This is a genomic window from Vibrio sp. EA2 (assembly GCF_033042495.1).
Taxonomy (GTDB): Bacteria; Pseudomonadota; Gammaproteobacteria; order Enterobacterales; family Vibrionaceae; genus Vibrio.
This window is the reverse complement of sequence record NZ_JAWLID010000001.1, coordinates 454,784-474,759: the sequence shown is the minus strand read 5'-3', so window position 1 is coordinate 474,759 and position 19,976 is coordinate 454,784. Positions and strand designations below refer to the sequence as shown.

The 19,976-nt window shown below is 43.3% G+C and carries 19 protein-coding genes; 7 read left to right on the top strand and 12 right to left on the bottom strand.

Annotated elements, in window-relative coordinates:
- The first annotated feature begins 43 nt into the window (after positions 1–43).
- Both RXX31_RS02120 and RXX31_RS02115 read left to right on the top strand, forming a co-directional pair.
- Complete coding sequence (locus tag RXX31_RS02120) at positions 44–364, top strand: cytochrome c (protein WP_317587440.1); 321 nt, start codon at positions 44–46, stop codon at positions 362–364.
- A 149-nt stretch (positions 365–513) separates the two neighbouring features.
- On the top strand, positions 514–1,518 hold the full coding sequence (locus RXX31_RS02115) for a succinylglutamate desuccinylase/aspartoacylase family protein (RefSeq protein WP_317587439.1): 1,005 nt from the start codon (positions 514–516) through the stop codon (positions 1,516–1,518).
- A 45-nt stretch (positions 1,519–1,563) separates the two neighbouring features.
- Here RXX31_RS02115 and RXX31_RS02110 read toward each other — a convergent pair whose 3' ends face one another.
- A complete protein-coding gene (locus RXX31_RS02110; RefSeq protein WP_317587438.1) occupies positions 1,564–2,085 on the bottom strand; it encodes a lipocalin family protein in 522 nt (173 codons plus the stop codon).
- A 268-nt stretch (positions 2,086–2,353) separates the two neighbouring features.
- Here RXX31_RS02110 and RXX31_RS02105 point away from each other — a divergent pair, with 268 nt between their 5' ends.
- Positions 2,354–2,734 (top strand): cystatin domain-containing protein, encoded by a 381-nt coding sequence (locus tag RXX31_RS02105; RefSeq protein WP_317587437.1) that lies wholly within the window; start codon positions 2,354–2,356, stop codon positions 2,732–2,734.
- A 65-nt stretch (positions 2,735–2,799) separates the two neighbouring features.
- On the opposite strand, the gene RXX31_RS02100 is transcribed toward RXX31_RS02105, so the two are convergent.
- Entirely contained in the window at positions 2,800–3,651 is an 852-nt protein-coding gene (locus RXX31_RS02100; protein WP_317587436.1) for an SDR family oxidoreductase, read from the bottom strand.
- A 131-nt stretch (positions 3,652–3,782) separates the two neighbouring features.
- On the opposite strand from RXX31_RS02100, the gene RXX31_RS02095 reads away from it, so the two are divergent.
- Positions 3,783–4,187 carry a helix-turn-helix domain-containing protein gene (locus tag RXX31_RS02095; RefSeq protein WP_317587435.1) on the top strand — a complete coding sequence of 135 codons (405 nt, stop codon included), beginning with the start codon at positions 3,783–3,785 and terminating at the stop codon, positions 4,185–4,187.
- Positions 4,188–4,384: 197 nt separating this feature from the next.
- On the opposite strand, the gene RXX31_RS02090 is transcribed toward RXX31_RS02095, so the two are convergent.
- The 3 genes from RXX31_RS02090 to RXX31_RS02080 form a co-directional block, all read right to left on the bottom strand.
- Positions 4,385–7,441 carry an SMC family ATPase gene (locus RXX31_RS02090; RefSeq protein WP_317587433.1) on the bottom strand — a complete coding sequence of 1,019 codons (3,057 nt, stop codon included), beginning with the start codon at positions 7,439–7,441 and terminating at the stop codon, positions 4,385–4,387.
- 9 nt (positions 7,442–7,450) lie between these two features.
- A complete protein-coding gene (locus RXX31_RS02085) occupies positions 7,451–8,584 on the bottom strand; it encodes an exonuclease SbcCD subunit D (RefSeq protein WP_317587432.1) in 1,134 nt (377 codons plus the stop codon).
- A gap of 239 nt (positions 8,585–8,823) precedes the next feature.
- Positions 8,824–9,819, bottom strand: a complete 996-nt coding sequence (locus tag RXX31_RS02080; RefSeq protein WP_317587431.1) for an NADP-dependent oxidoreductase — start codon at positions 9,817–9,819, stop codon at positions 8,824–8,826.
- A 241-nt stretch (positions 9,820–10,060) separates the two neighbouring features.
- Here RXX31_RS02080 and RXX31_RS02075 point away from each other — a divergent pair, with 241 nt between their 5' ends.
- Positions 10,061–10,495, top strand: coding sequence for a MarR family transcriptional regulator (locus RXX31_RS02075; RefSeq protein ID WP_317587430.1), 435 nt, complete (start codon positions 10,061–10,063; stop codon positions 10,493–10,495).
- Between the two features lie 65 nt (positions 10,496–10,560).
- Here RXX31_RS02075 and RXX31_RS02070 read toward each other — a convergent pair whose 3' ends face one another.
- The 3 genes from RXX31_RS02070 to RXX31_RS02060 form a co-directional block, all read right to left on the bottom strand.
- Positions 10,561–11,121: a DUF1439 domain-containing protein gene (locus RXX31_RS02070; protein WP_317587429.1), complete on the bottom strand. Its 561-nt coding sequence runs from the start codon at positions 11,119–11,121 to the stop codon at positions 10,561–10,563.
- Between the two features lie 232 nt (positions 11,122–11,353).
- On the bottom strand, positions 11,354–11,809 hold the full coding sequence (locus tag RXX31_RS02065) for a hypothetical protein (protein WP_317587428.1): 456 nt from the start codon (positions 11,807–11,809) through the stop codon (positions 11,354–11,356).
- An 89-nt stretch (positions 11,810–11,898) separates the two neighbouring features.
- The gene (locus RXX31_RS02060; RefSeq protein ID WP_317587427.1) at positions 11,899–12,489 is read right to left on the bottom strand and encodes a hypothetical protein; all 591 of its coding nucleotides are present in this window, start codon (positions 12,487–12,489) and stop codon (positions 11,899–11,901) included.
- Positions 12,490–12,963: 474 nt separating this feature from the next.
- Between RXX31_RS02060 and RXX31_RS02055 the strand changes: the two genes are divergently transcribed.
- Together RXX31_RS02055 and RXX31_RS02050 are read left to right on the top strand one after the other, a co-directional pair.
- Positions 12,964–13,818 (top strand): transcriptional regulator, encoded by an 855-nt coding sequence (locus RXX31_RS02055; protein WP_317587426.1) that lies wholly within the window; start codon positions 12,964–12,966, stop codon positions 13,816–13,818.
- On the top strand, positions 13,815–14,303 hold the full coding sequence (locus RXX31_RS02050; protein ID WP_317587425.1) for a hypothetical protein: 489 nt from the start codon (positions 13,815–13,817) through the stop codon (positions 14,301–14,303). The genes RXX31_RS02055 and RXX31_RS02050 overlap by 4 nt, the downstream gene beginning before the upstream one ends.
- A 79-nt stretch (positions 14,304–14,382) precedes the next feature.
- On the opposite strand, the gene RXX31_RS02045 is transcribed toward RXX31_RS02050, so the two are convergent.
- The 4 genes from RXX31_RS02045 to RXX31_RS02030 are packed head-to-tail and all read right to left on the bottom strand — an operon-like array spanning position 14,383 to position 19,082.
- Entirely contained in the window at positions 14,383–15,768 is a 1,386-nt protein-coding gene (locus RXX31_RS02045; RefSeq protein ID WP_317587424.1) for an ABC transporter ATP-binding protein, read from the bottom strand.
- Entirely contained in the window at positions 15,743–16,552 is an 810-nt protein-coding gene (locus RXX31_RS02040) for an ABC transporter permease (protein ID WP_317587423.1), read from the bottom strand. Before RXX31_RS02040 ends, RXX31_RS02045 begins: the two co-directional genes overlap by 26 nt.
- The gene (locus tag RXX31_RS02035; RefSeq protein ID WP_317587422.1) at positions 16,549–17,487 is read right to left on the bottom strand and encodes an ABC transporter permease; all 939 of its coding nucleotides are present in this window, start codon (positions 17,485–17,487) and stop codon (positions 16,549–16,551) included. The genes RXX31_RS02040 and RXX31_RS02035 overlap by 4 nt, the downstream gene beginning before the upstream one ends.
- Positions 17,487–19,082 carry an ABC transporter substrate-binding protein gene (locus tag RXX31_RS02030; protein ID WP_317587421.1) on the bottom strand — a complete coding sequence of 532 codons (1,596 nt, stop codon included), beginning with the start codon at positions 19,080–19,082 and terminating at the stop codon, positions 17,487–17,489. Before RXX31_RS02030 ends, RXX31_RS02035 begins: the two co-directional genes overlap by 1 nt.
- Between the last annotated feature and the right edge of the window lie 894 nt (positions 19,083–19,976).

The window sequence follows — 19,976 nt, the reverse complement described above, 5'->3', positions numbered from 1 at the left end:
GCTTTAATCTATCGCGAGTATTCGCGCCATAGAGAGCTCGCTAATGTTAAAATACCTGTTATCCATTTTTGTTATTTTTTCTTCCGCCACCACCATGGCAAACCCTTCTGGTGACGCAGCCAAAGGTAAGATTAAGTCACCCAGCTGTGTCTATTGTCACGGAGCGACAGGCATCAGTTTAAATGAAGCATACCCAAACCTCGCAGGTCAGGACGCTCAATATCTATTTAACGCAATGAAGTCATATCAAAACGGAGACCGCCAAGGTCCCTTAGCAGAAATGATGGCAAGCCAATTAAAAATGCTCAATGATGAAGACCTACGTGATGTTGCTGCATTTTATTCTGAACAGATAACTCATTGATATTGACTCACTCTAAAAATAGCGCGACATAACGTTAGCTTGCACAATTCTACTGGCACTTTCTCCTGGTACTCTTTACCCTATCGGTTATTAGAATCCAATTCAGTAAGCAAGCATCAATACAAATGCTTTTTGGAGTGATCACCTTAATGGCAACACAATTTTCAGATGACGTAATTCAAGGACACAAAGTAGTCGACGTTCTAGATGTGGAAGACCTCCCATCCGGTGAACATAAGTTCTGGTTCCGTATAGCAACCAACGCGCTTTCTCAATGGCAACACCTACCTGTATTGGTGTTTAAAGGTAAGCAGCCTGGTAAGAAAATAATGATTACCGCAGGCGTTCACGGTGATGAATACAGTGGTGTATTGGCGGCACAAAAAACGGCAAGAGAATTGGTCGGGAATGCGCTTGCTGGCACAGTAACCATCGTACCTGGAATCAATCTGAGCGGTATGCTGAATAAAAGTCGCGACTTTTGTTCACCTGATCCAGACGCCGCTCGTGCGAACCTAAACCGTTACTTTCCGGGCAATGAGTTGGGTAACGAAGCCAACCGCTACCTGTACACGCTATGGAACCATTTACTAAAGCCAAACGCAGACTTAGCAATTGATTTGCACACCCAAACCAGCGGTGCAGCCTACCCACTTTATATCTTCGCAGATTTCCGCATTGAAGACGCTTTAAAAATGGCGCGTCAGATCAATCCGGATGTCATTCTGGATGATCCAGGGGAAAGTGGCGTATTAGAAACGGCATGGAACAACGTCGGTGTTCCGTCGATTACCGTGGAGGTTGGCGCGGGTCGCTATACTGATCAACCTCTGATCAATAGAACAGTTAACGGCATCATAAACATTCTTAAATATTATGACGTGCTGTCCGGCGATCCTGAAGCGATTGAGTCCTGTATAGAAGGAAAAGAAATCGTCAACGTACGAGCAGAACTAGGCGGTTTTGTTCTGCCACAAGTCAGTGTCTTAGATGTTGTGGAGGAAGGCCAACTAGTTGCAATCCAATACGACGGGTTTGGTGGCGAATTACAGCGCTACACCGCTCCGGCTTCAGGCACCGTCATTAGCCACAATGTTGAGTCTATCCGGGCCGCCGGTTCACTACTCGTGCGTATGATCAGAGGATCCAATTAAAAAATATCCCCTATTTACAGGGGATATTTTCTCTGTATTAACTGTTTATCGTGTCTGCTCGACCAGAATTAACTCACCAACATCAAAGCCTTTTTCCTGGGCCACCTGTTTGAATCTGTCAAGGGTTGCTGAGTCTACTTCTGGCTTGCGTGATAGCAACCATAGATAGTCGCGGTTGTAGCCAGAAATAAAGGCATAGTTATAGTCTTCATCAAGCTCAAAGATGATGTAAGACGAATAAAATGGCCCAAAGAAAGAGACTTTTAAATGGCCACTAGACGAGTCATCAACAAAATACGCTTTACCTTCCGCCTGACTCCAATTTTGCTCTTGTTTTGAATAGCCGCGATTTATTACTGTTACCCCGCCATCTTCGCGTAATTCATATTCTGCTGTTACGTTGGACAATCCTCGTTCGAACGAGTGATCCAATCTGGCAATTTCATACCATTTACCCAGATATGGTTTTAGTTCAAAGTTCTGAACCGGCTCTATCCCATCCGGCTTCGAGGTACACCCAAATAAGACAACAACTGACAGTAAGAGCAGTGACTTTAATGATTTCATTATACGTTCCACATTTATATTAGTGACTGATTTTACTCTATAAGATCCCAGGCCGATCACAAGTACTTATTCATTTGTTAAGTCCGTCGTTTATCCCTCAAGTAGTGCTACTATTTACTACAACAAATACCGTTCCTACAAACATTCCTACAAAATCAGTTATTTATTTCGAAAATTAACGTTCAACCTATCGAAAGTTTGCACAACATAGACATTTCTGTTCATTGGTTTTTTATAATACGCGCCGATATAAATTGAGGTTATTGTTATGAAGTTTAAGACAATGTCAGCTTGTGCACTTTTGGTATTGCTTGTTGGTTGCCAGCAAAACAGTCCCGAAGACACGACCGAAATAACAGCCTCGGCAGAAGTATGCAATACTCAGGGAAATATGCCAGGTGGGTGGAAAAAGTTCGAGTCAACACCCGACGTTCAAAAGGCAATGGCTTTTGTTCTGACAGAGGTGGATACCCTTTCTTCATTTAAGCAAATTCTTAATGTCCATGCACAAATCGTCAGCGGTGTGAACTATGCAATTGAATTTGAAATGAATGATGGTGTGGTCTGGAACACGATTGTTTATCGCAACCTTGATGGTGACTACGCCGTATCACAGTCACCAAAAGAAGGGAAATTCTGCGAACAGTGATTTAAAATCATGAAAAAGCCCCTATCCTGGGGCTTTTGAGGTTTCGTGGTTATTCTATTTATTGTTTATAGATAACCATCAATCAGTTGTTCTAATGACTTGGTTGGATGACCAATCAACGAGCTGAGGGTATGACTATCATCATACAACGCACCGTTAGCGGCTCCCGAATCAGAGTTCGCAAGAATAGCGGCAAATGGACCTGGTAGTCCTGCACCTTCTAACGCTTTTGCAAAGTCTGCTTCTTCCATATTAATGTAAGGGATCGCCTTACCCGACTTCTCGCTGATTAACTCACTTAGTTCACTCAGTGTATACGCATCGTCACCTGATAGTTCATATACTTTACCACTTTGCGACTCTTCACTCGTCAACACGGCTGCCGCTGCTTCGGCGTAATCTTCACGGGCAGCAGAACTAATTTTTCCATCTTTAGCACAACCAATAAAGCCGCCATTGGCCACTGCTGGAGCAACGCTGGCCAAGTAGTTCTCTGTGTACCAGCCATTACGCAAAAGCACATGAGGAACATCGGCTTGTTTAAGATACGCTTCAGTTACAACGTGATCTTCAGCCAAAGCCAGTGGCGAAGTGTCAGCATGAAGAAGACTGGTGTATCCAAGTAGCTCTACGCCCGCTTGCTTAGCAGCATTAATAACATTTTGATGTTGGATGGCACGCTGACCAACTTCGCTCGATGAGATCAGAAGTAGTTTAGCCACACCGTCTAATGCAGATTCTAAAGTCTCAGGTTTTGAGTAATCAGCCTGACGAACCTGAACACCTAAAGATGTGAGCGGTGCTGCTTTGTCCAAGCTTCGAACCAAAGCGACTATTTGCTCAGGTTCAATTTTGTTCAGTAAATGTTTGATAACCAATTGGCCTAATTGGCCGGTAGCGCCTGTAACTGCGATCATTGTACTTTTCCTCGTCTATTAATGAAGAGCTCTTTTAGGTACAATCTGCCATACTAACTTTCTTTTTGTAAGTACGTACTTTTTGGTAAGTATCGATTATCGTGTCATTTCCAGTAAAGGAGATTGAAAATATGAGCGAAAACATGGGTAGCTTGTTTTCAGAAAAGTTTAGCCGAGGAAATGTCTTGGCGAAGGAGTGCCCTTCTCGCAGTATATTGCAAGATGTAACCAGTCGCTGGGGTGTCCTTGTACTGTTCGCTTTACTCGGAGGGACACACCGATTCAGTGAACTACGAAAGAAGATCACTGGTGTCAGTGAGAAAATGCTTTCGCAAACCTTACAAGCACTAGAGGCTGATGGGTTTGTTTTACGCATTGCCCACCCTGTCGTCCCACCGCACGTTGAATATCGTCTAACAGAAAACGGAACGGAAGTCGCTCACAAGGTTGAAGAGTTGGTGGACTGGATTGAGTCAAACTTAGGCGATATTTTGAACGCGAAGCAACAATATGATGAGGCCAAAGCAAGTAAATAATGGGTTTACAATAGAAATCCCCAGCGTAAAAACTCTGTTTATTAACATAAGTGGTTAAATATAAGCACAAAAGATAAACCGTCCCACATTAAACCAGTACATGTTGTTTGAAGAGAATAAATGCTTGAAAAGAAGTGCTTTGCTGCTGACTAACTATTGCAGCAGCAAAGTACTCGTTCATAAGGTTAAGGTAGTGATTAGTCAGCTAACGCCATTTGAGACTTAACGAAAACGGTAGAACCAACACGAGACGGCTCCACATCAATGCGTTGCGCCATCTGTTCTTTAAGTTCCGAGACGTGAGAAATTACACCGATCATGCGGCCTGTTTGCTGGAGGTCGACTAAGGTCTGAATCGCAAGATCCAAAGATTCAGGATCCAGGCTACCGAAACCTTCGTCAATGAACAGTGTATCCAAGCGAATACCACCGCTGTAGGACTGCACCACGTCAGACAAACCAAGTGCTAAAGCCAGTGCCGCCATGAAAGACTCACCACCCGAAAGCGTCGCAACATCGCGCATTTTACCGGTGTAGCCATCTTCAACCACGAGATCAAGTCCTCGGCCTGCAGCGCCTTTAAATCCTTCCGTCTTACGCGCCAGAATGTAACGGCCTTTACTCATCAAGCTCAAACGCTGAGAAGACTGGATAAGAACATCATCTAAAAGAACGCCGAGTACAAAACGATGCAAACTAATACGACTACCGGTTTTACCACTCGCCACATCATAAAGCGTCCCAAAGACTTTGTACTCTGCTTCTAGCTTGGTGTTCTTATCATGTAAAGCGGCAATATCGTTGCGCACCTTTTCAATACGCTCAAAAGTAGAACGCACGGAATCCAACTTGTTGCGAGAATCAACGTAGTGTTGCTGTTGAGCGTTTAACCTAGCGTTAATCTCTTCAAGATCTGGTTTTGCTTGATCTTTTAATGCTTGATTAAGATCATGCAACGTTTGCTCTAACTTTATTTGAGCCTGATTAAACTCGTCTATTTCTTTCTGCCAGGCTTTTAGCTCTTGCTCCGTCAACTTGCTCTGAAGGTAACTGGATTCATCCTCAAAACGGCTTTCATTCAGCGCTTTTTGCCAGTTGGTTTGTGCTTCGTTGAGCTTCTGCTCAGATTCTGCTAACCATTGCTTGTTGGTGGTTAGCTGGCTTTCAATATCCGATTTAGCTAACGTGGCTTGCTGAAGTTGCGTTTGTGCCCCCTCCAAACTCTCATTAAGGTGCTTAATCTGCGCCTTGGTTTGAGTTATGTCCTCAGCGAGCACTTCTACTGAGCTGTATTTCGGATCAAGATTTTCCTGTAATTTACTGAGCTGACCTTGATTCGCCTTAATCGTAGATTCATTGCCAGCCATCTGATTTTTCAGCTCGTTGATCTTGGTTTCACCAACAATGCAGCGCTGATTAAGCTGTTCAACGTTTTTCTCTAACTCTGCAATATCAATAGCCGTCAGTTTCTGCAATTTTTCATTTGCTTGTTGAAGCTCAGCCTGAATCGTGACCAACTCGGTTTTAGCATGTTCACCAAGCTCTTGTGAAAGCTCATCCACTTGTTTTTGATACTGTCGAGCGACAACAAGGTGCTGTTCCAGTTGGTTACTAAGCTGATTATATGAGGCTTGTGCCTCCCGTTCCTGAGTGCGAGCCGTTTGAACTTGCTCTTTGGTTACTTCTTCTTCGCTAAACTGTGCGGGATGAGGGTGTTCACAGCTGCCACAAACCGGACATGCCTCCCCTGTTTTCAACCTTTGAGCTAAAACCGCTGCTTGCGCGTTGTGCCATTTTAGCTCCAGGCGATCAGCTGATTGTTGTGCCGAGACATAGGCCTGTTTAGCTTGCTCAAGATTTTGTTGCTTGCTGGTGGTCAAAGCATCATGCTTAGCAAGCTCTTGCTTCAAACCAGACAGTTTTTGAATATCTTGTAAAAGGCGTTGCTTTTGCTTAATTTCAGCGTCGACACTGGCCACTAACGCAACATCAACACGGGCTTGATCCAAATTCTTCTGCCCTTGCTGCGCATCCAAGGTCAATTTGTCTTTTAAAGTGATGTATTGCTGCAGTTTTGTTTCGAGTTGCTGTTTCTCTTGTAAGCCGTTGGCGATTTTTGCTTCCAAGTCGGACTTTTCGATCAGTTTCTCTTTCATTGCTTCGAGATTAAACTGCAACTGCGTCAATCGAGGAACTTGTTCGGCATTCTGCTTGGCGGTTTTCAGCTCTGCTTCTTTTCCCGTCACCACGTTTGCGGATTCGGTTAAGTTTTGGCTGAGCGAGGTAATCTTCTGAGTTAACTGCTGTGATTGCGCCTTGGCATTTTGTAAAGAGACATACTGCAACTCAATTTTACTGGCGCTCTTCGCTCTGTCTAATTGCCCTTGGCGAACAGCGATCGCTTCGGTGTTCTCTAAATGTAATTTTAGCTCCACCTCAGCTTGATCTCGGCGAGTAAACTCTGCAGACAATGCCTGCGCTTTTTGTAACTCGGACTTAATGTTGTTCAGCTTTTCCAGGCAAGCTTGTTCACTCTTTTTCTCTTGTTCCAGTTGTACTGAAACTGACTCTTTCTGTTGAATCAATTCCTCTTCTGAACTTACTCCCGCAACTTGCAAGGCACCGCGAATCTGGTTATCAAACTCATTCTTCGCTTTACTGATCGCGCTCGCTTTATCTTTGAGCGCATACTCAATTTTTTTGTAAATGTCAGTCTGGAACAGCTGACCAAAAATTTCTTCGCGCTCTTTAGAGCTCGCCAGCAATAACTCGCGAAATTTTCCCTGAGGGAGTACCATCACTTGTCGGAACTGTGTTTCTGTTAAGCCAATGATGTTGGTGATCTCGGTTTTAACCTGCGTGGTTTTACTAGTAATCAGCTTCTCGCTATCACCTAATTCATAAAGTGATGCCGTGTGCTTTTTCACGGTCATACCATCGCCACGAGCCTTCGGTGCTTCTTGTTCAGGGGAACGGACGACGCGGTATATCTTGCCGTGCAACGAAAATTCCAACGTAACTTCGGTAGGTAAATCTATAGCCGCCAAATCACATCGCATCTGAATACCCAGACGCTCGTTGCCAGTCGTTTCGCCGTAAAGCGCAAAACAAATCGCGTCGAGGATCGACGTTTTACCCGACCCGGTTGGGCCATTAATCAAAAATAAAGGATTACTACCCAGCTTTTCGAAATCGATGGTTTCCGTTTTTGCAAAGGGACCAAAAGCTTGCATGGTGAGTTTAATAGGCTTCATGTTTGGTCCTTACTGCTGTGATAATTGTTTGATAATATCGTTAACGGCTTGCTCTTGTTCTTCAGATAACTGGCTGTCTTGCGCTTCAGTGAAGAAGTCACGGAACATATCAATTTCACTGCGAGCAAGTTTCGCTTGCGCCATTTCCTGTTCAACGCCAATCAACATGCCCGGCTTCTCTAGGTGTAAAATATTTGGGTAGACCGCACGCAGTTTTTCCATAGGATTCAAAATGGCGTGTTTATCCATCAGACGAACGAGCAGGTAGTCCTCGCTTTTCGGGTCCGTTTTTCCTTTCTCGATGACCTGCTCTAAATCACCTTCAATAATTCGCATCTCATGCGGGGCGATAAGCTCAATATGCTCAGCAGACGCAAAACCACTCTCGTCGATTTCCACCAGTGTGAACCCTTTCTTTTGATTCTGTTCACCGAAGCTGTATTTCATCAGAGAGCCTGAGTAACGAATGTACTCTTCACCCTTCTTCTGCGGCTGGTGTAAATGACCAAGTGCGACATAGTCGAAATCCAGAAAGAGCTCGTGGCTTACACGATCAGACCCACCAATAGAAAGTGGTCGCTCCGAGTCAGACTCAATCGCCCCATCAACGAAACAGTGGCTGATAAGTACGTTTTTTTGCTGCGGTTGAAACTGCTCTGTAATTTTTTCAACCAGCAGTTTGTGCGCTTCATCATGGGTCGAAACCGATTCTTTATAGGCAAATCTCACCTGCTCAGGATCGTTATAAGGCATGCCGTAAAGTGCCACCTCACCAGCCACTTTGGTCGTAATAACAACTGGCGAAAGCATATCTTCAAAGTTACTGATGATATGCAAACCCGAGTTTTTCATCTGTTCAGAGCCAAACCCCAAACGCTCCGCACCATCATGATTACCAGAAATCAAAATCATCGGTGTTTTCAGCTCAGTACAAATTCGCTTTACCACACGATTCAATAATTCGATGGCAACCGTAGGCGGAACAGAGCGGTCATACACATCCCCTGCCACGACGACTGCATCGACTGGGTTGTTTTCAATGTATGAGATCAGTTGATCGAGAACCGCTTGCTGATCATCGAGTAATGAAACGTTGTGGAACTGTCGGCCTAGGTGCCAATCTGAGGTATGGATAAACTTCATTCGAATTCACTTTTTGCCATAACTTTCTAGTATGCCTTTGGGGCTGTCGGAACCTGAGCACAGGCTGCTTTATTCTCCTGCTAGGATATCGTGACTTCGTAAGCTTTTCATGTAGTTTGTGCTAGTAACGCGACAAGTGGCTAACCATTGCTCCAAGCTAAAAAAACAGCGGATGTAAAAAAGCCAGTCAGATTTGCTGACTGGCTTTTGCGAATGAACAATGGTTGTAATTCAGCTAGTTAAATTTTAACCAGCATCTTACCTTTGTTTTTGCCTTCGAATAGGCCGATGAACGCATCAGCAGCGTTTTCTAGCCCTTCGTATACCGTCTCTTCAGACTTCACTTTACCTTCTTTGATCCACTGACCCATTTGCTCAACAAACTCACCAGTGTGATCCCAGTAATCCATGACGATGAAGCCTTGCATCGTCAATTTCTTAGTATTGATTTGCAGCAGGTTACTTGGGCCTGGTTGAGGCTTATCTGCATTGTAGTCTGCAATCATGCCACATACCGGAATTCGGCCGTATGGGTTAATAACTTCAAGCGCCGCTTCTAGGTGTGCGCCACCCACGTTTTCAAAGTACACATCAATACCTTCTGGTGCAGCTTCGCGTAGCGCTTCCGTCAGATTATCTACTTTCTTGTAGTTAATAACTGCGTCTGCTCCCATTGCTTTCACCATTTCCGCTTTCTCATCTGAGCCTACGGAACCAATGACTTTACAGCCATGCAGTTTGGCAATCTGACAAACCACGCTACCTACTGCGCCAGATGCTGCAGAGACAAAAACCGTATCTGTTGGCTTAAGCTGAGCAACTTTAAACAGGCCTACCCAACCGGTTAAACCAGGCATACCAATAACACCTAAGAAGTGTTGATCTGGCAGGCCAACTGCTGGTAGTAAGGTCAAATCAGTACCATCACTGATAAAAGTTGTACGCCAACCGCTAATGTTGCTCACCTTTGAGCCTACTGGAAAGTTATCATTTTTTGACTCGATGACTTCACCAACAGCGCCGCCTTCCAATACTTGGTCAATTTCAAATGGTGGAATGTACGACTCTCTATCGTACATTCGGCCGCGCATGTACGGGTCTACAGACATCCAAGTATTTTTAATTAACACTTCGCCCTCTTGAATTGCTGGTAGCTCAACTTCAACAAATTTGAAGTTTTCTTTTGTTGGCATACCAACTGGGCGTGATGCTAAATGGATTTGTTGGCTGATCATAGTGCTCTCTCTTACTTTTGCTTCAATGTGCGCTTAGCTGTCAGGAATAAACCGCTTTCGCCTCTTAGTGACTTTTCATTGGTTGGCTAACAAATAGTTTGCGCACAAACAATTTACAAATAAGTTAACTTGGGAGTGGAAAGAATGCAACAACTTTGCTCAAAAATATTTTGTGCACAATGGATTTTAAATGACGCAGAATTTGTTAATATTGTCGTCTTGCTCAAAATTGGACTCATCTATGGCCGAGAAATTATCAGATAACGTTTGTTTTGCTTTGTACACGGCGACCAACTCGTTAGTACGTGCGTTCCGTCCTTTGCTCGACGAATACGATCTTACCTACCCTCAGTACATTGTGATGCACTCACTTTGGTGTAAAAACAACGTTAGCCTGAAAGAACTTTCACAGGATACTCATTTGGATTCAGGGACGTTGACACCGATTGTTAAACGATTGGAATCAAAGAGTTTATTAACCCGAAAAGTTTCTGAGTTAGATGAGCGTAAAAAAGTCATTTCACTGACACCCAAAGGAAGTCAGCTACAGGAAGATGCACAAGAGTTGACCGCAAAGCTTGAATCGAGATCGAGCATGTCGGCAGAAAGTATTGAAGCATTGAGAGTGCTGTGTCTCGAATTAGACACGAATTTGCGCAAGAGCGACGACAAATAAAGGTTGATCACTGCCGTCACTGTCTATTTTAGAGCGGTCACGGCAGAACTTGATAGTTTGCGAGATTAATCAAACAACTCTATCACTAGTTGGTTGTTTTTAATGACTAAATTAGGGCTTGCCGACTGCAGAAGAATGGACTGCACTTTATCACTTTCTAGCTTATAAACTGGTTGATTTGACAGTGCGTAGCCGATCATCGAAACGGCAGGTTTAATCAGATTACTGATTTCCGGCGTCAGTAAATTGCTTTTGTCTTCAAACTTCTCCAGACGAAGTGACTGCAGAAACACTTCACCTGTTTCTTGGTCGTATTTAGGAATCGCGCTAAATTCAAGGTCGAGATCTAAGCCTACCGTTCGTTGAGTTAAAAACTGTATGTCCGCCGTTGTGTTAGCAAACACCGAAATACGCTCATTGTCTACTCGGCCAATTTTCACTTCGAGATCATCGACTGACACTTGTGCATACATGACGTTTTCAACCCCTACGGATTGATTGATTGTCGCTTTGTCTTGGAGATATTGATTCATATCTCGCTCAGTGATGCTGTAACTGGCACACCCGTTAAGCATCAATGCCGCAGCAGATAAGGCAAAGATTTTGGCTTTTATTTTTGTCTTCAATGGTTAGCTCTTATTTACTCTGTTTAAACCATTAAATTCTATACCCAAGGTCCAGATAGAAATAGTCTAAACCAAGTAAAACAATAGGATTTCACCAAATGCTGACCTTAAGTAAACATCATAAACTTTAACTTCATGATTTCATCTTATTTTTAAACGATTGCCAAGCAACTTAACCAGACAATGTGAGGAAATTAAGGAGTAAAAAAGATAAGTAAGTAGAGTGATAACGTCATTGAATCACAGCATTGATGTACTCGATGTAGCTTCGCTTGTACTTATCACTTCGGACCCACTGATCGTGGCAGTTGTATAATGCAACCTGATATTCCGATAGCGTAACTTGCTCAGAGACCGACCCGTTAAGCACATCAGGGCGTTCAATAGAGATTACCTCAATTTCAGAATCTAACATATTTTTTGTACCATTCTTCAGGTAATAATTTACCGCGACGTCTAACGAAAAATCATGGAAGCTTTTTAAACCCTCATGTTTGGCAATGTTACTCGCTATATAAAATTCATCCATTGTCTCGTTTGTACTTTGCTGCACATTGTTATAACGAGTCGAACCATCGTATTGAGGTAACCATTCGCTACCGTCGAAGGTTGTCGCATTAACAATACTTACAAGTGCTGAAAGACTGGTTAGGCAGATAACAATAATAATATTTAGGATGCATTTCATTAGTAATATTTCTAGCTGAGGTACCATAAATAAAATGTAATATGGAGAGAGTAATACGTTCTCCCTCCGGAACATCATTATTATGAATGTTATCTACAGGTATTAGATATACATTCAAACTCATCTTCAGAGACTCTGACTACTCCAGTTAGTAATCCTATATCTCCATTTTGAACATATTCTAGTGACTCGCCTGATGAGCCAAAGTTTTTATCATCGATGATATTATGTGCATCAAAGTCAACAATAATATGGTTAACATCAGTCACATCAATGACAAGCTTATGCTTTAAACTGCTTGAACTTGAGTAGGATATTTTTAGAAAATTATCATATTCAAAGTACTTACCAGAGTTATCTGAAGTAAGCGTTATGAGGTGTTTATCCGAGTCATACACGACCTTTAAATTTAGAGCGTCATCCCTATCGGTAAATACATCCATTAATTCTTCGTCTGGGTTATATTCATTACCATTGATAGCACAATTAGTAGGATCAGTTTGAAGCTCACACTTTTCAACAATATCTGCCACGAGCCATCCTGTAGCAGCTAAGATATCATCCGCCGCTTCTCTGGCCTCTGTTGACGAGAGTTCTGTAGAGAATGCATCCTCTACATCATCCGCACTACAACCGGCCAGTACACCTGCAACTGCCGCCGCGAGAATAAATTTTTTCATAGCAATTTTTCCTTAGTCATTTCAAATTCGGTCAACTATCGGTAGTGCGGTAGAGAAAACTTCGCTACTTCCACCGCTACTACACTTACGTTTTTTATTTGTAGCCAATACGTTGTTATTTGATTGACTGGAAGTCTATTCCTAGGGCTATAAAAAGTAGATTAATTAAATTTAATAATATTAATTTCATTTATTTTCAATAGTTTAAGTATAACTTTCGATACATAAAGTAGATGGGCGACAACCCTTTGAATGTGATAGCTATTGTGTATTTTAAAAGTAGCTATCTAAAAATCGTTCTACAAATCAGTAGATTGCCACCATACAAGCAACATATTCACGCCAATGCTTTTGAGACTATAAAATTGCACGAACAAAAATTCGCCTAGTTAGAGGATAACTAGCGGTTTTTATAGTATATTTTTGTAAAACGTAACGGTAAGTTTGTGCTAGCAAGTAAGAGAAATCTTTAAAATGAATAATAACAACATAGAGGTGAGCGTTAGTGATGAAGGCGGCAGTTATTTCATTATTGTTGATCAAGTAAAGTATAAGTGTTCCTACGCCGAGTCTGTAATCCTAACTAGTTTGTTGAAAAATAAAGAAACATTCTTTACTAAGGAAGAGTTGGCTGAGATTGGGTGGCCAAACAAATTAGTTTCAAAAAATTCAGTACCAGTGGCCATCGCTAACATCAGGAAGATTCTTAAGCAACATACCAACCTGGATGTTATCACTAATGAAAAAAACAAAGGCTATAGCGTTCTAATAAGCAAAGTTGAGCTTTCAAATAGTGACGTGGCCAACGATATTGCAACTGATGAGCAAGAACACTCCGAGAGGAAAGATGGAACAAACAACGACGAGCCATTAGAAGAAGTAAAAGTCGCGCCACCTACTACCGAAACTAGATTCGGGATTCACTCTATTAAAATATGGCTTTCGAAGGGTATAGGTTTCCCTCTCCTTATCATTAATATCGTAATTATCATGCTTTTTATTTTTAATGATAATAATACTCCAGAGCTACCAAAATTTAACGTTATTAATGGAAAGGGTTATATTGCAATCTATCCAGAAGAAAATAGAGAAAAATTCACGACGCTATTCAAAGATAGAATTAACTCTAATGAAGAAAGCATGAATCTATCTAGTCTTGAGGATAAACTCTCTGTCGCAGTCAAAAGTAAAAAAAGCGTATTATTCATGAATAAAATAGGTGATAGAGTTGTAATAGACTGCTTACTAAATGATGAATTACTCTCCTATTCTGGCAATGATATAAACACGATTATTGATGAATTGGAGGTTCGAGGGTGCAAAATATGAAATTTTTTAAATCTTTTAATGTACTCGTATTTGTTTGCCTCTGTGCCTTCTTAGCCACGAGTAATATAACAGATACAGTACTTGTCGATGGTTACTATAAAAGAAAAGAGATCATCATCTCTAAAGGTGAGGACAAAATAGAACTGACGACTAACATTGACGTTTTTGCCAATGAGAAAAAGTACACCTCTATCATTAATATTATCGATGTCGATACAGATAACCAATACAGTTCATTCTCAATAGATGGCGAAATGTATAGAAAAAGAGGTATACTCATTGCCAAGACGAACAAAGTCGAAGAAGTAGATTCCATAAACAAACCAGTGATGTTCGTAGCATCCGCATCTCCCATAGTCAGTCAAATTCAAAAGTCATTGCTAGGTGTGGATATCTACGATGAAAGGCAATACAAACATATTAAGGTCGATAATTACTTTTGCTATTACGATTTAAATAAAAAGATCGCTCGTTGTATGAAGTAACATTTATTATTCGAAAAACGGGCTACGTAAAAACGCCTTTGACTAAGTAGCCAAAGACGTTTTTGCTGTATACCGATGTTTAATTCAAACTAATGACGGTATCGCAGCACTTTTCAATCAGGTTCGGATCATGGCTGACGAGCAGCAAGGCACATCCCTGCTCTTTTGCCAGGTCAACCAACAGGTCAGTCACCTCCTGAGCAATGATAGGATCGAGCCTTGAGGTTGGCTCATCTGCGAACAGAAATACCGGATCCAGCAGCAGCGCTCTAAGGATGGCAAAACGCTGTAACTCACCGCCAGAAACGCCGGTACTGTTTCTTTCTAGCAGTTCAGGAGCGAGTTTCAGTTTCTCCATCAATGGTGGAATGCGTTTTCTGTCTATCTTGTGTAGTTTGACCAAATCATCTAGTAGCACACCAAGCGTCACACTAGAAGTAAATGCAGCGGGTGGGTCCTGAAACAACTTAAGCCATTGATAAGGCCTAGTGTTGGGTGCCAGCTTCATTACCGTACCGTCTAACGCAGGTAATAAGCCAAGCAAGGTGTCCCCAAGTGTACTTTTTCCGCAACCACTATCACCGACAACGCCAATCACTTCCCCTTCGTGAATGGTAAAGTTAATCCCTTGAGAAAGCACAGTATTACCGCGCCCAACAGACAGGTTGTCTACCTTCAGCACTGGCACATCAGAGAGTAAGCTTTTCTCTCGCTCATTCCAATGCTTTGGATCCGCACCAATTAATGCTTGTGTGTACTCATGCTGAGGGTGATTCAGCACTTGCTCTGCCGTTCCCTGCTCAACAACGACACCTTCTTTCATCACAATGATGTCACCACCTATTTGGCGTGCAACATCAATATCGTGAGTGATGGTGAGTAAACCTCCCCCCTTAGCACTTTGGATTAACAGACGCACTATGTCATCTCGGCGGCTGACATCCAGACCTTTAGTAGGTTCGTCAGCCAATATCAGCTTAGCCCCACCCGATGTTGCAGCAGTGACCGCTAAGCGCTGAGCCATACCGCCCGACAACTGGCCCGGTCGTTTATGCGCACTGTTTTTAAGCCCAATGTTGTCCAAGTCTTCGATTGCGCGATGAAAAGACGTTTCTTCATCAAGACCCTGAACGCATTCATAAACCTCAGCCACTTGTCTGTATGCAGGCATTAATGGGTCAAGTGCGCGCCAGGGCTCCTGAGGGAGCATAGTGACCTCACTTCCCCACAGTTTTACCAAAGATCGTTGATCCTGTTTTTTCCCAAAGACCTCAACGGTTCCGTATTGTGACAGTGAGCTTGGTAATAAACCGATCACGGCCTGCGCTAACAAACTTTTGCCTGAGCCAGTCTGACCAAGAATAGTGACTGGCTTGTCTTGATAAAGCTTCAATGACAACGGTTCGAGAAGCTCGACGTCTTTTGCTTTGATCGATAAATCAGTCAGTTGAATTAAGAGATTCACGGCTCGCTCCTGCTAATAAATGAAAGCCCAATACCAACAACGCAACAACCAGTAACGGCTGAGCTAATACCCAAGGCGCATCAACGTAGAACGGGAAGAGTTCGACACTCATCAGCCCCAGTTCAGCAAGCGGAGGCTGAATACCTACTGCGACAAAGCCTAACGAAGCCATCATTAGAATGGCATTCGCACCGCCAAAAGCCGCCATCGTAAAGATCGAAGAAGAAATCGCTGGCCAAATATGTCGTTTGAACTGGTACCATTTACCGAACCCCATCATCACGGAGACCTGTCTCTCTGGGCTGTTGATGACAGTACGTGTGATAGCGCGTGTCACTCGGTAGTATTCAACCCACTGAACCAATGAAATCGCCAGATACATCACCAAGAACGACCCCGGAGCAATAGCTGATAATAGAAGAACCAAGACTAACCCCGGTAGCGCTAATAAGACATTGACGACAATATCCAGCCCCTGCTCAACGCGGCCCCCTGCCCATGCTGAACAAACACCAAAGGCAACGCCCAACGTCGAAGAACTGATGACACACAACACACTCAGCGTAAAAGATAAGCCAATCGCGCTCGCAAGGCGCGTCATCATATCTCGGCCAAAATGATCGGTACCAAACCAGTGTTCACCGCTTGGTGGCAATAATCGAATAGAAAGGTTTTGCTCGTCAATGGAGTAAGGCGACAGCCATCCGACAAAAAGTGAAAAGCTAAACAGCCCGAGTAACAGTGCTAATCCGAGCTTTTGATTTAATGTAAATTGTTTCATCATTTTTCTTGCTGACCTCTTGGATCAATCCAGTAGCACAGCACATCAATAATACTATTGAGGATCACAAATAGAATGCCCATTGTCAGCGCACAACCTTGAATAACGGGAATGTCACGCGCAAAAATCGCGTGGGCGAGACCATGACCAACGCCCGGCCAAGAGAACAAAGACTCAATCATAACGATGCCTTCGATCACGCTGACTAGCTGAACTCCGACAAACGCCACAATGGGTACGGCCATGTTTCGTACCCCATGACGGAAGAAAGTTTGTCTTTCGCTTAATCCCTTAACTCGCGAGAATGTGTAAAACGGCGATCGCAAAACGTTTCTAACGCTGCTATGCACAACTCGATTAGAAACGGCGGCCAAGCTGACAGCTAAGGTAACGCTTGGTAAAACCAAGTGCTGCCAGGTACCAAACCCCGCGACAGGGAACCATTTCCAATTAATTGCGAAAATAAGAATTAGCACCAATCCAAGTACAAATACCGGCATCGCTCGGGTAAACGTCGAAAACCAAACCATAAGAGAATTGACAAGCCCGCCCTTGTTCGCTGTCCAGGTTCCAAGAGGAAGCGCAACTAAAATGGATAATGCGATACCAAATCCAGCAAGAAGTAAAGAGTGGCCAAGCTGGTGTTGGACAACTTCACTCACAGGTAAACCACTGACGAGAGAATTACCTAAGTTGAATTGCAACAAATCACCCAGCCAGCTTACATAACTACTGAACCACCCTTGATTTAAATTCAGTTCCTGACGCACAAGGTCAGCAGCGGCAGAGTCCACGTTATCCTGACCATAACGACTTGCCGCAATTCGATACGCCATGTCTCCAGGCAGGCTACGCATAAGCACAAACGTGAGTGTACCGACGCCCCAAGCCACCAGAATGAGTTGGTAAAGACGCTTTTTTAAAATCCCCAATAACATCAGTTAATTTCCATCTGGTTGATGAAGTAATTACGCTCAAACGGGTCAAATTTGAAGTTTTTAACGCGTTTGTTGACCGAGGTATGCTGGCTATAACTTGAGACCGCGATAACCGGAGAATCTTGATAGATCGCTTTCGCGACTTTTTGGCTAAGTTCAAAGGCGCGTGTGGCATCACGATTATCAAGTAAACGCGCTATCGCTCTGTCCACTTCTGCGTTTTCCCAGTTCATCGTGCCCCAGTCACCACCTCCGTTTGCGAAATCAGTGCTGATGATTGGCAGCGGATCCGCGCTAAAACCAAAGTTACGAGCGATCAATGCCATTTCTAGTGAGCCGTCTTGGTGGCCAGCAGGGATCATACTTGAGTTTGTGACATCCACTTTTAGCTCAACACCTAGCTTTGCCCACTGTGCTTGAATTGCGGTCGCGACAGTTGTTAATTCAGGACGGTCTGCATAGGTGATCATCGTAAGTTTAAATGGCACACCATCACGTTCGAGGATACCGTTGTCTCCACGTTCCCAGCCTAATTCAGCCAAGATTGAACGCGCCTGCTGTAAATTGAAATCATCATTTCTAACGTCTTTAATAAACCACTGAGACATAGAACTTGGCATAAGCTGAGTGGTTTCAGCGCCAGGTACACCAAGTACATTTTTGGTGATCGACGCTCGATCAATGGCCATACTCAATGCCTTTCTGGCTCTCGCTTCATTCAGGAAAGGATGACCAGCATTCACTTTTACAAACATGGTGCGCGGGATTAAGTCGCTGTGAACGTTAACCTCATGACCTGTTTTGAGTTGCCCTAACATCGCTGGCTCTAGGTTGAAGACGATATCCGCTTCACCAGATTTCGCTTGCAGTAAGCGACTTTCTGCACGATGCCCCGCTAAATAGGTAGCGAAGTTGATTTTTGCTTGTTCACCCCAGTAACCGTCGAACTTCTTAACCGTAAATTTGTGAGGGGGTGAGAAGCTTTCCATTTGGTATGGACCGGTGCCATAAAGCGTTTTTACCGCACCGTTAGCTTCATAAGATGCCGGTGACAAAATAGCATTCGCGTAGTTAGTTAACAGAGAAGCAAATGCGGCGTAAGGTCTGCTCAGTTCGATTTTTATCTCATTATCACTCACCGCAGAGATGCTGCGAACGTCTGCTTTGTTAAGCGTGCCATGTTTACGCTGGGCAAAATCAAGACTGCGAACGACCGCTGCAGCATCCAGCTTGGACCCATCATGAAACGTTACGTTGTCTCGCAGAGTAAAGTGCCACGATAATCCATCTCCACTGCTTTGCCACTTGCTCGCCAACCCTGAGGTTATAATCCCTTTACCATCGACATTAAGCAGGGTTTCGATAACCTGCATGCGAGTCAACATATAACCCTGTTTGGAAGGGTCTAAGCTGGAAACCTCCCAAGGGCCACTAATCGATAATGTATTGCTCTTATTTGGCGTAAGCTGCTCAGATGATGCTTGTTGGTTATTTAATGCGATAGCAGCGCCTGCTGCAACGACTGCGGTAGCCAAAACCAGGCCACGAATAAGCTTCTTCTTTTTCGCGATAGAAGCATAAGAAATTTCGGTCATAACGATCCCTAACGTATTTTTTAGACGTTACTTTCCCCAAATGACGAGTGCTCGTAGCCGTTGTCTCGGTGTGAATCTTTGACGAGCACAAGCCTAACCAACGTCGAAATACCAAGCCATGACGAGGTTATGGGATATAAAAATGAAAAGTGTTGGGTTCTCCTAAACGGAGAAAATGTTAGACCAAATGAGGTGGTGAACGCGTTCGAGGAAGCTCTGAGGAAACGTGAGTCGTGAACTGGATATCGAAGCTCTGATAGCATTGCGCCTTATCAGACTGCACAACCACCGTAGATTTCGAGCTTAAAGCGTGACAAATGGCTTCATAAACTTCACAGCTATGATGTTCGTGAACGTTTTGGTCTGTCTCCATCGAGTGTGCAAGCGAGAGCGTACTCAACCCCAAAGGGATTAAGATCATCGCGAGGAGCAACAATTTCTTTAGCTTAAGATGATGGAAATAATGCACGACAAGAACAGTGAAATAAACGTAACGTTATACTATTACACTTTGATGCAAATCAAAGTACTTTGTTTGTGATCACTGTTCATTTGTTTATTTATTGAACGGCTAGTTTATTTTTAAGATAGTAACGCTAGACATTTTCTGAGTTAGTAGCTTTGCTAAATTAGCTTTTGATGTATAAACGTCTGGTACACCTGTCTGGTCATATTTTCACCTGCAACGTTATCAGGTGCACCTTAACGCCTCTAATCAGGTGGACAATATCACTAGCTACTGCAATCCCTCTCCCCCTGGATTCACTGCACTACACAACAAACTCAGGCTGTACAAAGTGATAATTCCTTATTCTGACTCGATTATTAATTTTAATTAGAGGATTTAAAGGTTGGATAAACGGAAAATACTTTTCTACCAACCTAGAGGAATAG

Bases quoted from the DNA above. Each gene is read 5' to 3' on its own strand.
- RXX31_RS02120 (WP_317587440.1), top strand. From the start codon at position 44: ATGTTAAAATACCTGTTATCCATTTTTGTTATTTTTTCTTCCGCCACC.
- RXX31_RS02115 (WP_317587439.1), top strand. From the start codon at position 514: ATGGCAACACAATTTTCAGATGACGTAATTCAAGGACACAAAGTAGTC.
- RXX31_RS02110 (WP_317587438.1), bottom strand. From the start codon at position 2,085: ATGAAATCATTAAAGTCACTGCTCTTACTGTCAGTTGTTGTCTTATTT.
- RXX31_RS02105 (WP_317587437.1), top strand. From the start codon at position 2,354: ATGAAGTTTAAGACAATGTCAGCTTGTGCACTTTTGGTATTGCTTGTT.
- RXX31_RS02100 (WP_317587436.1), bottom strand. From the start codon at position 3,651: ATGATCGCAGTTACAGGCGCTACCGGCCAATTAGGCCAATTGGTTATC.
- RXX31_RS02095 (WP_317587435.1), top strand. From the start codon at position 3,783: ATGAGCGAAAACATGGGTAGCTTGTTTTCAGAAAAGTTTAGCCGAGGA.
- RXX31_RS02090 (WP_317587433.1), bottom strand. From the start codon at position 7,441: ATGAAGCCTATTAAACTCACCATGCAAGCTTTTGGTCCCTTTGCAAAA.
- RXX31_RS02085 (WP_317587432.1), bottom strand. From the start codon at position 8,584: ATGAAGTTTATCCATACCTCAGATTGGCACCTAGGCCGACAGTTCCAC.
- RXX31_RS02080 (WP_317587431.1), bottom strand. From the start codon at position 9,819: ATGATCAGCCAACAAATCCATTTAGCATCACGCCCAGTTGGTATGCCA.
- RXX31_RS02075 (WP_317587430.1), top strand. From the start codon at position 10,061: ATGGCCGAGAAATTATCAGATAACGTTTGTTTTGCTTTGTACACGGCG.
- RXX31_RS02065 (WP_317587428.1), bottom strand. From the start codon at position 11,809: ATGAAATGCATCCTAAATATTATTATTGTTATCTGCCTAACCAGTCTT.
- RXX31_RS02060 (WP_317587427.1), bottom strand. From the start codon at position 12,489: ATGAAAAAATTTATTCTCGCGGCGGCAGTTGCAGGTGTACTGGCCGGT.
- RXX31_RS02055 (WP_317587426.1), top strand. From the start codon at position 12,964: ATGAATAATAACAACATAGAGGTGAGCGTTAGTGATGAAGGCGGCAGT.
- RXX31_RS02050 (WP_317587425.1), top strand. From the start codon at position 13,815: ATGAAATTTTTTAAATCTTTTAATGTACTCGTATTTGTTTGCCTCTGT.
- RXX31_RS02040 (WP_317587423.1), bottom strand. From the start codon at position 16,552: ATGATGAAACAATTTACATTAAATCAAAAGCTCGGATTAGCACTGTTA.
- RXX31_RS02035 (WP_317587422.1), bottom strand. From the start codon at position 17,487: ATGTTATTGGGGATTTTAAAAAAGCGTCTTTACCAACTCATTCTGGTG.
- RXX31_RS02030 (WP_317587421.1), bottom strand. From the start codon at position 19,082: ATGACCGAAATTTCTTATGCTTCTATCGCGAAAAAGAAGAAGCTTATT.